The 14,712-nt window shown below is 35.9% G+C and carries 12 protein-coding genes and 1 other annotated feature; of the genes, 1 reads left to right on the plus strand and 11 read right to left on the minus strand.

Annotated elements, in window-relative coordinates; all coding sequences use genetic code 11:
* Positions 1 to 29: 29 nt before the first annotated feature.
* From SH601_RS09535 to SH601_RS09580, 10 genes are all read right to left on the minus strand, one after another.
* On the minus strand, positions 30 to 1,010 hold the full coding sequence (locus SH601_RS09535; RefSeq protein ID WP_319958058.1) for an AraC family transcriptional regulator: 981 nt from the start codon (positions 1,008 to 1,010) through the stop codon (positions 30 to 32).
* A 376-nt stretch (positions 1,011 to 1,386) separates the two neighbouring features.
* Entirely contained in the window at positions 1,387 to 2,646 is a 1,260-nt protein-coding gene (gene ilvA / locus SH601_RS09540) for a threonine ammonia-lyase IlvA (protein ID WP_319958059.1), read from the minus strand.
* A 157-nt stretch (positions 2,647 to 2,803) separates the two neighbouring features.
* Positions 2,804 to 4,831, minus strand: coding sequence for a beta-galactosidase (locus tag SH601_RS09545; protein ID WP_319958060.1), 2,028 nt, complete (start codon positions 4,829 to 4,831; stop codon positions 2,804 to 2,806).
* A 130-nt stretch (positions 4,832 to 4,961) separates the two neighbouring features.
* Positions 4,962 to 5,738 carry a class I SAM-dependent methyltransferase gene (locus SH601_RS09550; protein ID WP_319958061.1) on the minus strand — a complete coding sequence of 259 codons (777 nt, stop codon included), beginning with the start codon at positions 5,736 to 5,738 and terminating at the stop codon, positions 4,962 to 4,964.
* A 26-nt stretch (positions 5,739 to 5,764) separates the two neighbouring features.
* Complete coding sequence (locus SH601_RS09555; RefSeq protein WP_319958062.1) at positions 5,765 to 6,736, minus strand: tyrosine-type recombinase/integrase; 972 nt, start codon at positions 6,734 to 6,736, stop codon at positions 5,765 to 5,767.
* Positions 6,737 to 7,024: 288 nt separating this feature from the next.
* Complete coding sequence (locus tag SH601_RS09560) at positions 7,025 to 7,417, minus strand: GyrI-like domain-containing protein (protein WP_319958063.1); 393 nt, start codon at positions 7,415 to 7,417, stop codon at positions 7,025 to 7,027.
* A gap of 72 nt (positions 7,418 to 7,489) precedes the next feature.
* Complete coding sequence (locus tag SH601_RS09565) at positions 7,490 to 8,413, minus strand: manganese-dependent inorganic pyrophosphatase (protein WP_319958064.1); 924 nt, start codon at positions 8,411 to 8,413, stop codon at positions 7,490 to 7,492.
* Between the two features lie 76 nt (positions 8,414 to 8,489).
* Positions 8,490 to 9,734, minus strand: a complete 1,245-nt coding sequence (locus SH601_RS09570) for a glutamate-5-semialdehyde dehydrogenase (RefSeq protein WP_319958065.1) — start codon at positions 9,732 to 9,734, stop codon at positions 8,490 to 8,492.
* Positions 9,727 to 10,854 (minus strand): glutamate 5-kinase, encoded by a 1,128-nt coding sequence (proB, locus tag SH601_RS09575; protein WP_319958066.1) that lies wholly within the window; start codon positions 10,852 to 10,854, stop codon positions 9,727 to 9,729. The genes SH601_RS09570 and proB overlap by 8 nt, the downstream gene beginning before the upstream one ends.
* Positions 10,855 to 10,927: 73 nt before the next feature.
* Positions 10,928 to 11,148, minus strand: a binding site (T-box leader).
* A gap of 48 nt (positions 11,149 to 11,196) precedes the next feature.
* The gene (locus SH601_RS09580; protein ID WP_319958067.1) at positions 11,197 to 12,270 is read right to left on the minus strand and encodes a branched-chain amino acid aminotransferase; all 1,074 of its coding nucleotides are present in this window, start codon (positions 12,268 to 12,270) and stop codon (positions 11,197 to 11,199) included.
* A gap of 132 nt (positions 12,271 to 12,402) precedes the next feature.
* Between SH601_RS09580 and SH601_RS09585 the strand changes: the two genes are divergently transcribed.
* Entirely contained in the window at positions 12,403 to 13,134 is a 732-nt protein-coding gene (locus tag SH601_RS09585) for a CBS domain-containing protein (protein ID WP_319958068.1), read from the plus strand.
* A gap of 71 nt (positions 13,135 to 13,205) precedes the next feature.
* Here the strand turns inward: SH601_RS09585 and SH601_RS09590 are convergent, their stop codons facing one another.
* The gene (locus tag SH601_RS09590) at positions 13,206 to 14,702 is read right to left on the minus strand and encodes a glutamate synthase subunit beta (RefSeq protein ID WP_319958069.1); all 1,497 of its coding nucleotides are present in this window, start codon (positions 14,700 to 14,702) and stop codon (positions 13,206 to 13,208) included.
* Between the last annotated feature and the right edge of the window lie 10 nt (positions 14,703 to 14,712).

The raw sequence follows: 14,712 nt of genomic DNA on the forward strand, positions 1-14,712 counted from the left end.
AATGTCCTTTTTTGCACAAAAAAAAGCAGTTAATCAATGTTGATTAACTGCTTTCTGTATGCTTTTGGTGTCATTTGATATTTCTTTTTAAAGAGTCGATAAAAATAACTAATATTTTCATAGCCAATTTCCTCAGCGATCGCTTGTATAGAAAGCTCTGTATTCATCAGCAACTGTTTCGCGACTAATAATCTTTTCTCTTGCACTAAATCTTTGAAATTTTGATTCGTTAGCTGTTTTATCTGCTTACTTAATGAATACACGGTTTGATTAACGAGTTGCGATAGAGTTTGCAAATTGGCGTCATAATAGTTTTCTTCAATATAACGAAAAACTTCTGTTAGAAAAGCATGATGTTCTGACATTAAAGTGGTTTGTTTTGTTTGGTTTCGCTCCATTAATTCAATAATGAGTAAACCTATTAAGAATTTCATTTTTGCTGTTGTAAATACAGATGGGGTCATCATTTCCTGTAATAGCTGTTGCATAATATCTTGTATACGTGCTGAATCAGCAACAGGGTAATGTAAATACTCTCCTTTTTGTGTATAATGAAACATACTATTCAATAAAAATTGAACCATTTTGTTTTGTGTAAAGTCTTTGGATAAATGAGATAAGATATAATCAAAAAAATCCGGATGAATAATAAAATTGATAATAATATCTTCTTGATGACATGCTTGCAACTCGTGTTCGATATATTGATTAAGAATAACGATATCTCCTTGTTTCAATGTGATAGATTGGTCTGCAATCGTTTGTTGTAACTGACCATGAAATACATAATTCATTTCAATATAATCATGTGAATGTCTAGGAAAGTGAATATAACGAGGATGCTTACGGAGCATTATTAAATTATCTTGTAGAAATTTTTCACTTTGGATAACAAAACCAGAGCTAGTATTTGTATATAACTGCTTATTAACAGCATGATTTCCAGCAAGAATCGCACGTTCCTCTTCTGTCTCTTGAAACAATTTAGTATACAAGCTAGTAGCCAACATACCTAAAGCACCTCCTACTAAAAATTCTCTTTTTATGAAAATGTCCAAAAACAAAAACTAACAATTACGTTGTCTAAAAACGATAGTAAACGTTGCTCCGTGTTGGCTACTCCATGAAATACGCTCACTCATTCTACTTCTAGTGACTGGTAGGCAAGCGCTACGGCAGAATACTCCGCTTTCTATGGGCGCAGCTTCAACTAACTTTTCAACAAGAACGGTTGAAAAGTGGATTTTCAGCTCGCGCTGTTCCCATAGGAGTCTCCGTATTCTGCCTTCGCTTTAGTTATATTCTCTATTGATAAAGCCTTTTGAAAAAGAGAATCCAAACATATCATCTCGTCAGACAGTTTAGATTCTCCTCATTTCATTTCTTTTAAATTAGTAGCTGAAATAGTTGTTCATCTTTATTGATTTCAATATAACTGAATCCATTTTGCTCCATTCTAGTTAGGAGCTGGTGATAGTCTTGAGCGTTTTGTAGTTCAACACCTACAAGCACAGGGCCTTTGTCACGATTGTTTTTCTTCGTATACTCAAAACGAGTGATATCATCATTTTTCCCTAATACTTTATCCATAAATTCACGCAATGCTCCGGCACGTTGTGGGAAATTCACGATGAAATAATGTTTATACCCTTCATAAATTAAAGAGCGTTCTTTAAATTCCTGCATACGGTCAATATCATTGTTACCACCACTGATAACACACACTACATTTTTCCCTTTTATTTCATCACGATAGTAATCTAGTGCAGAAACTGGTAATGCCCCGGCAGGTTCGGCTACAATCGCATTCTCATTATATAGATCTAGCAATGTTGTACACAACTTACCTTCTGGTACAACGGCAATATCATCAATAAATTCTTTCGCAATATCAAACGTCATATCACCTACACGTTTTACACTTGCTCCATCAACAAATTTATCAATTTTGTCTAATTTCACTACTTCATTTTTAGCGAGCGCTGCTTTCATTGAAGCTGCGCCCTCAGGCTCTACTCCAATAATTTTTGTATCCGGACTAATGCTGTTTATGTACGAACCGACGCCAGCAATTAATCCACCACCACCAACCGCTGTGAATACATGTGAAATCGGTTCTTCCATACTATCTAATATTTCTAAACCAATAGTCCCTTGACCAGTAATGGTCTTTGGATCATTGAAAGGATGAATAAATGCCGCATTATGCTCTTCACAGTAAGCCATTGCTTGTTCAAATGAATCATCAAATGTATCACCAACAAGACGAATTTCCACGAAAGAACCACCAAAGAATTCTACACGATTTACTTTCTGGCGTGGCGTGGTACTAGGCATAAAAATAACGCCTTTTACACCTAATGCTTTACACGAATATGCTAAACCTTGTGCATGGTTACCAGCACTTGCGCAAACTACCCCGTTTGCTAACTCTTCTTTTGATAGTCCTTGCATCGCATTAAATGCACCGCGAATTTTAAATGATCGAACAACTTGTAAATCTTCTCTTTTCAGATATACATTACAATCATATTTATCCGATAGAATCGGATCACGCTGCAATGGAGTTTTTACCACTACATCTTTTAAAACTTGATTCGCGATAATAATATCTCTTACTTGAATTGGATTGACTTTTGTACTCATGATTAGAACACTTCCTACTACAATTGTTAGATTTATACTAACATAAAGAAACAGAATAGAAAATATATTTTTTCTTTTTTAAATATTTTTTCAATTTAGTCAACTAATCATTTATTATCAGCGTAAAATAAAGATTTCGTTCTTCTCCATATACTAATTAAGAGATATCCGCGTTGGAATACGTTAAAATAGCCACATCTGTTCCGGAAATAGTAATTCTATTTGTTACTGATTTTCCTTGCAAACAATCCGTGTAACGGATATTTTCATTTAAAGAGATGGTTACTGGGTCTTCATTATGATTGAGCATAAACAAAAACGTTGTATCTTGTCTGGATCGTTCCACTATTTCTACATTTTTTGGTGCAGCATGTGGCGCTTCAATTTTAAGCTGTTGTAAGATGCCATTTATCAATTTTTCTAGATAGTTTGTTGAAGGATTCGTGCCAACATAGATCGTGTTGCCTTTACCATATCGATGAAATGTTACTGCTGCATAGTCTTGATACCAATTTTCTTTATATGTTGCAATCGGTTGAGCGCCTTCCAAACGAATAATATCTGCCCATGTATTAGTTATGAATATTTCTCCGTTCATCACGATCGTATTTGTTTCATTCTCAGCCATTGGCGCAAATTCTTCCACTGTAATACCAAGTAGTTCACGCAATGGTGCAGGATAGCCGCCTAGGTGAATGTGATCTTGTGCGTCCACAATTCCACTAAAAAAGCTAACGATTAATGTGCCGCCTTGAGCGACAAACTGTTTCAAATTGGCTTCTTCTCCAGCGCGAATCATATATAGCATCGGTGCAACAACTAACTGGTACTTAGCTAAATCATCTGTCGATTGAACGAAATCTACCGCAATATTATGTTCGTAGAATACTTGATAATATTGATAGACTTGGTCCAAATAAGATAATTTGTTGTGTGGTTTTCCTTCATGTTCTACTGCCCACCAATTCTCCCAGTCAAAAATAATCGCGACTCTAGCTTTAATTCGCGCATCTACTATGCCATTTAACTTTTTTAATTCATTCCCTAGTTGTTTCACTTCCTGGTATACACGACTATTTGTATCATTTGAATGTGGAATCATTGCACCATGGAATTTTTCCGCGCCTGCCTTTCCTTGTCTCCATTGAAAATACATCACACCGTCACCACCACGCGCAACAGTAGAATAACTCCACAACCTCATTTCACCTGGCTTTTTTGTCTTATTGATATCTCGCCAATTAACATGTGATGTGACTTGTTCCATTAAATAAAAAGGTTGGCCATTTTTTAAACTTCTCATTAAATCATGATGCATCGCATGTCGAAATGGTTTACCTTCTCTTGGATCAGGATAAGAATCCCATGTAACTAAATCCAACTCTTTTGCCCACTCAAAATAATTAAGCGGTTTGAATTCGTACATAAAGTTTGTAAACACAGGAACATCAGGTGTGATCTTTCGAAGTATCTCTTTTTCTGTTTTATATAGATTAAAAATAGCATCATTCATAAAACGTTTATAATCTAGTTTTTGACTCGGATTATAGAAGGTTGGTAAATTGACAGGGAATTGGATTTCTTCCCAATCTTTATAGCGTTGACTCCAAAAGTTCGTTCCCCACTTTTGATTAAGTATTTCAATGGAGCCGTAACGTTCTTTTAACCAGTTGCGAAAAGTCGCCAAACTCTCATTACTGTAACATTCCGCTACATGACACGCATATTCGTTATTAATATGCCACATTTTTAACGCTGGATGGCTTTTATATCTCTCAGCTATTTTTGTCACTAATTGCTGAACAGCAGAAATAAAGCGTTTGCTATTTGGAGAATAATGCTGACGCGAACCAACTTGTAACGGTACGCCATTTGCCTGAACTGCTAGTACTTCCGGATATTTTTTAGAAAGCCATGCAGGAGGTGAAGCAGTTGCAGTTGCAAGTGACACACCAATCCCATGATTATGTAAAATATCTAGTACTTTATCTAACCAAGTAAAGTCATATTGATCTTCTTCTATCTCAATAACAGACCAACTAAAAATAGCTACAGATACTAAGTTTACACCGGCTTCTTGCATGAGTTTAGCATCTTCCAACCAAATATTTTCATCCCATTGTTCTGGATTGTAATCACCACCAAAAGCTATTTTAGGCATCACATCATTTATTTGTTTTACCAATTGTTCCACTCCTCTCGACTTTCACGTAATTAATACATATTATATAAGAAAACGCTATCATATTCAAACCCACTAACAGTTTTTTTGTTAATAATAAAAGGTACTCTGCTCAAAGCAAAGCACCTTTCAATTAATTTACATCTATGATGCCATAATGAAATAAGGCTGTTTTTCTTTTTAATTGTGTAAATCCGAAAGCTTGAAATCTTTCACTTTTCCAATAATCTTTTATAACGACACGTTGTTTGGCAACACGTTTTGCTTCCTCTATTGCTTCAGCAGTTAAATCCTCGTGTAGGGCATGTTGCCTAATCGGATTAAGACCATTCGATGTATCGATAGCTTCTTGGAACATTGGATCAAAATACACAACATCGACAGCATTTGTTGGTTGTTGTGTTAAGTACGATAAATGATGGGCATGTTGAACATTAATTCTTCGCATCGCTTCATTGATACTATCATAGGAACTATCTGTCTGTTTTAATCCTTCACTTGTTAGCATATATATCGCTTTACTCGCTTCTAATCCAGTAACGACACCTTGTTCTCCCACTACTAAGCTTGCAATAATACTATCTGAGGCTAGACCGAATGTGCAGTCCAATACACTCATGCCTTTTTCTAAGTTAGCTGCGGTAACAAAAGCATCTTCTTTATTGTTCAATAATCTTTTTGCCCTAACCATCGCTAAATTTAGATGAAAGAACAATTTGTCCGAACTTTTGAAAGGAGAAAGAAATAGTTTTTCTTTTCCTACAACTAGAATATCAACTTGATATAAACTTTTCAGTTGATTTAGAGATTGTTTTTTTCTCTCTATATATGGTACTTGATAAATAAAGGACAATTCGTTCGCATATTGAATAAGATCTGTTGTTACACGTCCGGCAGTTGTAATAATCATTGTTTTTTCCTCTTCTTATTAATTAGTTAGTTAAAAAAGCGTGATACGTCCTTATTATTCATGGCTTCTTGTTTTTGTTTATTATTAACATGGGTATATATTTGCGTTGTATTCAAGTTTGTATGACCCATTAATTGTTGAATGGTGACTAAATCAGCACCTTCACGAACCATTCCGGTTCCAAATGTATGTCGCAATTTATGTGCTGATAATTTTTTCTGACTTAAGTAGGCAAACTCCTTTCGTTCTTTAAGTCGATCAAACGTCTCTGTTGTTATCTCTTGGATTCTTCGTCTTGATATTCTTTTTCCCCGTTTGGAAAGGAAAAAAGCATTACTATTACTTACCTTTGGTCTGTACATCTTTTCATATTCTAAAAGCAATTGATACAACGGAATAGGTAATGGTATATAACGTGTTTTATTCCCTTTTCCTAACACTTCAATGCCAGGCTCATTCGAATCACGAATAATATCCTGCGTATTGAGATTATGCACTTCGATGACACGTAAACCAGTTAGACTCATTAACATCAACATACATTTATTACGAATATAATCCTCGTTAGGAGCAATGGAAGCAAGGAAATGATCTAACTCATCGTCACTTAAATACACAGGTAGTCGACCATTTTCTTGTTTAGCCATCTCAATATCTTGCGCAGGATTATAATCAAGTATTTCTGCTTTGATAAGCGATTTATAAAAAGTACGAAGCGACATTAACCGTCTATTACGAGTTGACTTCGCTTTATTTCGATGTTGTTTACGAAGAAAGGAAGAAATTTCTCGTTTGGATACTGTCTCTACATCAACAAACGCTGCCTGCTTTTCATATAAGTAAGCGAGGAAAAGTTTAATATCATATGTATAGGATCTTATCGTAAAATCTGAATATCCTAAATCCTCTAAATATGTTTGCAAAATATCTAGTTCTTCTTCATAGTAATCATAAAGTTGTTGCTCTATATTGGAATGTTGTTCTTTCGTTGAAAACAATAGCCTAACCCCTTTAAAAATAGAATCACATTTACTCTATTATATCATAACCGCGTATAATAACAATTATATGCGGTTAAATGGTATAAAAATGGGTTCATTATAGCAGAAATAGTCTGCTTCTACAGGCGATTTTAAGACAACTTAGCCTAGTGATGGCCCACCTAAGTTTCTTTATTTCGCCTGAGAGCGACACGTTTTGATAATGAATCGTTCATAAATACTATCATAACAAGGCTTATAACCATTTTTACTAATAATATTTTATAGATGTTGTACGATGAAAAGTTATTCCGAGCAGGCAATATGTATTTCAACATCACCATTCGGCAGGTATTTTTCATAGTCTATCGTATAGCTACGTTCTAGCTCACTAGATTTCTCTAACTCCCAAATCTTTTGCCATGTTTTTATTATGCCATCATCAGAAGTATCGACTTTAAAGATTTGATAGTTTGTTGGATTGGATATTACAACGCTCCCTTCCTCATTCTCTATTCCAACACCTAATGAATAATCTCCTGTAAAGTCACTTTCATAATCATAGTACACACCGTAAACGATTTCTTTTTTGCCTTCAAAATGAGTAGATGCTTGCTTCCACATATCTTGGATCTTCTCCATCATTTGCTCATCATTAAAGTTATTCGTTCGAATGCTCGTAAATAAGTCTATTCTCATTCAATTCCGCTCCTTTACTATAAAGTAAAAAAGATGCCAAACAATTAATGTCTGACATCTCTGTGGAATCTCTTAAAATACGTTTTGTAAGTTTGGAACTACTTGCTTCTTACGTGATACAACACCTTTTAGTGTAGCTGTTTTATTTTCAAGTGTTACATCAAAAGCTTCCGCTACTTTTTGCTCTGCTTCACCAATTGCAAGAGCAACAGAATCATTATTTAGAATATCTGTAATAACGAGTACAAATAATTTTAGTCCTTTATCAGCAACTGTTTTTTCGATTGCTGGCTCTAATTGGTCACGTAGTGCAAGTACATCATCCACTTCTACTGTATTTACTTGAGCAATTTCTACTTTGTTTCCATTCATATCGAACTCTTTAGCATCTAAAGAAATAAGTTCTTCTGCTGACTTATCGCTTAGGTCAGCACCAGCTTTTAACATGTCTAAACCATATTGTTCAGCGTCTACACCAGCGATCTCTGCTAGTTCTTTCGCTGCTGCAACATCTTGATCTGTACATGTAGGTGATTTGAATAATAACGAATCAGAAATGATTGCTGATAACATAAGACCAGCTGTTTCTTTTTTCACTTCTACACCATTCTCTTTGTATAATTTGTTCAAGATAGTAGCTGTACATCCAACTGGTTCAGCGCGATAGTAGACAGGATCTTTCGTTTCAAAGTTCGCAATACGGTGATGATCGATTACTTCTAATACTTGAACGCGATCGATATCGTCTGCACTTTGTTGACGTTCGTTGTGGTCAACTAAAATAACTTGATCCACTTCATCAGATACGTTTTCTACCATACGTGGTGCTGATTGATTGAAATGATCTAATGCATATTGTGTTTCATTATTCACTTCACCTAATCGAACTGCCTCCACATCTTCCCCAAGTGCTTGCTTCAACTCTGCGTACGCAACCGCTGAACAAATTGTGTCAGTATCAGGATTCTTGTGTCCAAAAATTAATGTGTTTGCCATGTTTCATACTCCTTTATTTGCCAAATATGTTTCTCCAAATTCTATTATACCGTAATTATGTCTAAAGAAAAATAGTTTATTTTATTTGACCATTTCCGTGTAATAAATATTTAGTAGATGTTAATGCTTCAAGCCCCATAGGTCCACGTGCATGTAGTTTTTGTGTACTAATACCAATTTCAGCCCCAAAACCAAATTCAAATCCATCTGTAAATCTTGTTGAAGCATTATGATAAACAGCTGCTGCATCTACTTCATTCATAAATTGCACAACAAGCGTATCATTCTCTGTGATAATCGATTCGGAATGATGTGTACCATATTTATTAATGTGATTAATTGCTTCTGTTACAGATTGAACGGTTTTGATCGCTACTGTATAATCTAAATACTCTGTTTCATAATCTTCTTCCGTTGCCTCGATCACATTACTATCCATAGAAGTGAAATAACTATCTCCATGTATTTCTACCTCATTTGCATGTAGTGCTTTGATTAATTCTTCACCATGTTGTTCAGCCCATTGTTGATCCACTAATATGGTTTCTATGGCATTACATACGGAAGGGCGATCGGTCTTGGCATTAATTGCAATTTCTATTGCCATTTCCTTTTGAGCTGTTTGATCGATGAATAAGTGACAATTACCTGCACCTGTTTCTAGTACTGGAACGGAAGCATTCGCAACAACTGTATCAATTAATTTCTTGCCACCGCGTGGAATTAAAACATCTAAATACTGATTAAGTTTAAACATTTCTGAAGCTGTTTCACGACTTGTGTCCTCTACTAGCTGAACGGCATCCTTTGGTAAATCCGATTGTGCTAGTGCATCATGAATAACTTTTACTAAAGCAGTATTGGAATAAATAGCAGATGAGCTTCCTCGTAACAACACAGCATTCCCTGTTTTCAAGCAGAGACTTGCTGCATCAATCGTTACGTTTGGTCGTGCTTCATATATCATACCGACTACACCTATTGGAACGCGTGCTTTTTGAATTTGTAAGCCATTTGGACGAGTCCATTTTTCGATAATATTACCGATCGGATCCTCTAATTCCGTTAATTGCAATAGTGCATCTGCCATGTCATCAATTCTCGCCTCATCTAAGATAAGTCGATCAATTAATGATTCATGCAAACCATTTTGTCGTCCTTGTTCAATATCTCGACTATTCTCCGTAATGATATATTGTTTCTGTTCCCTTAATTGTTTCGACAACAATTGTAACGCATGATTCTTCTGTTCGGTTGTTTTAGTAGCAAGACTTGTCGTCGTCCCCTTAACCAGCATTGCTTTTGTCAATAAATCACTCATAATTATAAGCCTCCTCTATCGATAATACGAGTCTATCACGATGAACCACTTCGGGCCGTTCATTAGCTGATTGTTCCATTACAATATGACTCGCTTCTCCTTTAAATTTAATGATATCTTCTGCATCATAATTCACTTGGCCTTTAGCGATAATGGAATCGTTATATACAATATCAACGACCTCACCAATCGAAAATGTCCCTTCTACAGATTGAACACCTGCTGGCAATAGACTTTTGCCTTGATAAAGAATGGCCTCACTTGCTCCTTTATCTACATGTATGCTTCCCGAGATATCAGAGTGAAAGGCAATCCATTGTTTTTGTTTTCGTAAACTTTTAGTCGAGTCTTCACCAATATACGTACCGTCACCATCATCCTGCATAATGCGGATCAGTTTATCTTCCCCTTTACCCGTTCCAACAAACACCTTAACTCCAAGTGATAATGCTGTTTTTGCGGCTAAAAGTTTCGATTTCATACCGCCGGTGCCAAACTTCGAACCGGATTCATGTTTGGTCTGTTGCAGAATCTCTTTTGATAAACTTTTTAGTCGATCATATTTTTTCGCAGTTGGGTCTGTGTTCGGATTTTTATCATATAAACCATTAATATCTGTTAACATAATTAAAAAATCAGCATGAACGAGTCCACTAACTAACGCTGATAGCATATCATTGTCACCAAACGTCAATTCGTCAATAGCAACCGTATCATTCTCATTAATTATTGGTATAACATCTCGTTTTAACAATTCTGTTAAGGTAGAATACACATTACTGTATTGTGTCTCATTGCTAAATACATCTTTTGTAAGTAAAAGCTGTGATGTTACCATATTAAAGGTGCGAAATTCATCTGTATACGCTTGAATCAACAGACCTTGCCCTACTGCAGCGGCAGCTTGTTTACCAGCAATAGTAACAGGTCTAGTCGGATAACCTAAATCATAAAACCCTGCAGATACTGCACCAGATGAAATTAAAATTACTTCATAGTTTTGCTTTTTTAGTGCAGCGATCGCAGCAGTATGCTCTTTCAATTTGATCAGGTCAAGGCCACCGTTCTTGTTTGTTAACGAACTACTACCGATTTTCACTACAATTCGCTTTTTAGCCATTACATTCACGCCTTTATCTTAAATAATTCTTCCTCAAGCAACCTTACATAAAAAAACTCTTTCCATCCTAAGCAAAAAGGACGAAAAGAGTTTCCGCGGTACCACCTTTAGTTGAACATATAGTATTAGCTACATGCTCCCCTTCACTCTTTAACGCAGAGTAACGATTAAGTTTATGCTTAACAGTTCATAGAGTAGGTTCATTAGTAGAGTGGGTGGAGGAATCTTTCAGCCTATGAATTCCATTCTCTTGTCACCGTCTTGCTAATTACTGGCTCTATTCATTACTTTTCTTTATTCTATTTGTATTATAATGAAAGGCGTTAAAAATCTCAAGTAGAATTATTTAACTTTTACTAGCCAATCGAATGGATCGTTTTCTTTCCCATATTGAATACCAGTTAAGACATCATATAGGCGTTTAGCTATTTCACCTGTATCACCATTGTTGATCACCATTTTCTTACCTTCCCAAGCAAGCTCTCCAACAGGTGAAATCACGGCAGCTGTTCCTGAGCCGAACGCTTCTTCTAATTCACCTTTTTCATAGTGATCATTTAGCTCTTGCATCGTAATTTTACGTTCTGTCACAGGAATATCCCAAGATTTCAACAGTTCAATAACAGAGTTTCTTGTCACACCTTCTAAGATACTACCATTTAACTCTGGTGTAATAACTTCTCCGTTTACTTTGAAGAATACGTTCATACTACCTACTTCTTCAATATATTTCTTCTCTACACCATCTAACCATAATACTTGTGCATAGCCTTCACTCGCCACCTGCTCTTGCGCTTTCAAGCTTGAAGCATAGTTACCAGCTGTTTTCGCTTCACCAGTACCACCTTTTACCGCACGAACAAATTGGTTTTCTACGGCGATTTTCACCGGATTAATACCTTCAGCATAGTAAGCACCTACTGGTGATAAAATAACGATAAATTGATAATTTGCAGATGGAGCAACACCTAAGTATGGCTCTGTCGAAATGATAAACGGTCTAATATAAAGGGATGTACCAGGTGCATTTGGTACCCAATCTTGATCGATTTCCACTAATTGCTTGATTGCATCAATCGCAAACTCTTCGTCAATTTGTGGGATACATAATCTATCATTAGAATGATTTAAACGTTCCATATTTTTATCTGGACGGAATAACTGAATCGTATTATCCTCTGTTCGGTATGCTTTTAATCCTTCAAAAACCGTTTGACCGTAGTGAAAGACAATAGCAGCCGGATCAAGGATAAGTGGTTCATATGGCTTAATACGAGCATTGTGCCAACCTTTATCTGGTGTATAATCTTGAATAAACATATGATCAGTAAAATATTTTCCGAATGATAATTGATCAGATGCTGGTTTTTCTTTTACATTTTCGTTCTTGATGTACGTGATTTTGTTCTCTGACATAAAAAAGACTCCTTGTTGAATGAATTCAAAACTTTTTCGGTAAAATAACCTATAATCTATATTTTATTACTAAATAGCTAATAATGACAATAGTTAATTTTAAAAATATTCTAATAACTAAGGGGATTTATCATGAATTATGAACTTTCTGAACGATTTGAAGCCGCATTTAATCAAATACATGACAAATTATGTGATCTTGTCCATGAGCAAAATAATCATGCTTCTTTTACAGAAGTATTGTCAAAAGCGAGACAAGAGCATCTTGTTGTCCAGCAATATTATGACCTGTTAAAACAATGTAGTAAACTACGAAATGCAATCGTTCATCGCAAGATTAAAGAAGAATTTTATATTGCGGAACCACATGAGGATGTAGTAAAGGAATTAGAACAATTGACCGAATTATTCGTTCAGCCTCCTACCGCATTATCGATTGCTTCTCAACCTGTAGAGTTCTTTCATGTAAATTCATCGATGGAAAAACTAATGGAATGTATCAAAAGAACCCATTATTCGCAATATCCTATTTACCAAGACAATACATTGATCGGACTTTTAACAGATAGTGATATTGTAGATGTACTAGCTTCAAAGCTTCAGGAAATCCCAATTGATCAACAACAACCCATTCATGAATTGTTCGTTTTTGAAGAGCAAAGTCATATGAAGGTTGTTGCAAAAAGCGCTACCGTAATAGAAGTAGAAGCGCTATTTAAAGAATCCATTGTTAATGATCAAAAAATAGAAGCGATCATTATTACGGATAAGGGAACAGCTGATGAGCCACCATTAGGGCTTATTTCCTCATGGGACCTAATTAGATTACGAACCCATCAATTTCCCTTATTAAAACATACATAGAACGAATGATTCTCCTACTTTCTATATAGATATAGCAAAACCTACGACAAAGCGTAGGTTTTGCTAACATTTTATAAGTTTGCTACAGATGGTAAGGCTGTTTCACCCATTAAATATTCATCAACATGGCAGGCAACTTCTCGTCCTTCATTAATTGCCCATACAATAAGACTTTGACCACGGCGAGCATCTCCTGCTGCGAATACATGATCAACATTCGTACGGAAATCACCATATGCTGCTGCTACACGATTACGTTCTGTTTTGACGTCAAAAGCGTTTAAAACAGGTTCTTCTGCTCCTTCAAAACCAATCGCAATTAATACTAATTGTGCTGGCCATACTTTTTCTGTTCCTGGAACTTCTTCGTAAACGAACATGCCGTTTTCGTCACGTGTTTTTTTCATTTCGACAGTGTGTAGCTCTTTTAAGGCACCATTTTCATCTGTTACAAATTTTTTCGTTTGAATAGAATACTGACGGATATCTTCTCCATAATATTCTTTCGCTTCTTTATGTGCATATTCTAAGCTAAATACTTGTGGGTATGCTGGCCATTGATTATTATCAGAACGTTTCAATGGCAATTGTGGGTGTTTACCGAATTGCGCAATGCTATTTGCACCTTGACGAAGTGCAGTAGCAATACAGTCAGCTCCAGTATCCCCACCACCGATAACAATAACATCTTTTCCTTTTGCATCTAATTCTTCTTCTACTTCAACACTATCATCTAACACTTTTTGTGTTGATTTTGTTAAATAATCCATTGCAAAGCGAACACCTTTACCTTCACGACCTTCGATTGGTAGATCACGATGTTTTTGCGCTCCAGTACAAAGGATAACTGAATCATAGTTTGATTTAATTTCTTCCGCAGAAATATCTTTCCCTACTTCTGTATTCAAAACAAATTCAATACCTTCTTGGCGAAGTAATTGAACACGACGCTCTACAACATCTTTATCCAATTTCATATTTGGAATACCATATGTTAATAAACCACCAGCACGGTCTGCACGTTCATACACTGTTACACTATGACCAGCTTGATTTAATTGATCAGCAGCAGCTAAACCGGCAGGACCTGATCCAACAATCGCTACTTTCTTACCTGTGCGATGTGCAGGAATACGTGGCTCGATCCATCCCTCTTCAAAACCTTTATCAATGATTTTTTGTTCGATATTTTTAATCGTAATGGCTGGATCATTGATCGCAACTGTACAAGAACCTTCACATGGAGCAGGACAAACTCTCCCAGTGAATTCCGGGAAATTATTTGTTTTCATTAGACGGTCTAATGCTTCTCTCCATTTTCCTTTATACACTAAGTCATTCCATTCTGGGATGAGGTTGTAGATAGGACAACCAGATGTTGCCCCATCAATATCCATTCCAATATGACAGAATGGTGTACCACAATCCATACAGCGAGCTCCTTGTGTTTTTGCTACCTCGTCTGAGAAAGGAGCAGAATATTCTTTCCAATCTTTAATTCTCTCTAATGGATCACGCTCATTTGCTGTTTGTCTTTCAAATTCCATAAAACCTGTTGCTTTCCCCATATTATCTGAC

The sequence above is a fragment of the Gracilibacillus pellucidus genome, from assembly GCF_033949965.1.
Taxonomy (GTDB): domain Bacteria; phylum Bacillota; class Bacilli; order Bacillales; family Amphibacillaceae; genus Gracilibacillus; species Gracilibacillus pellucidus.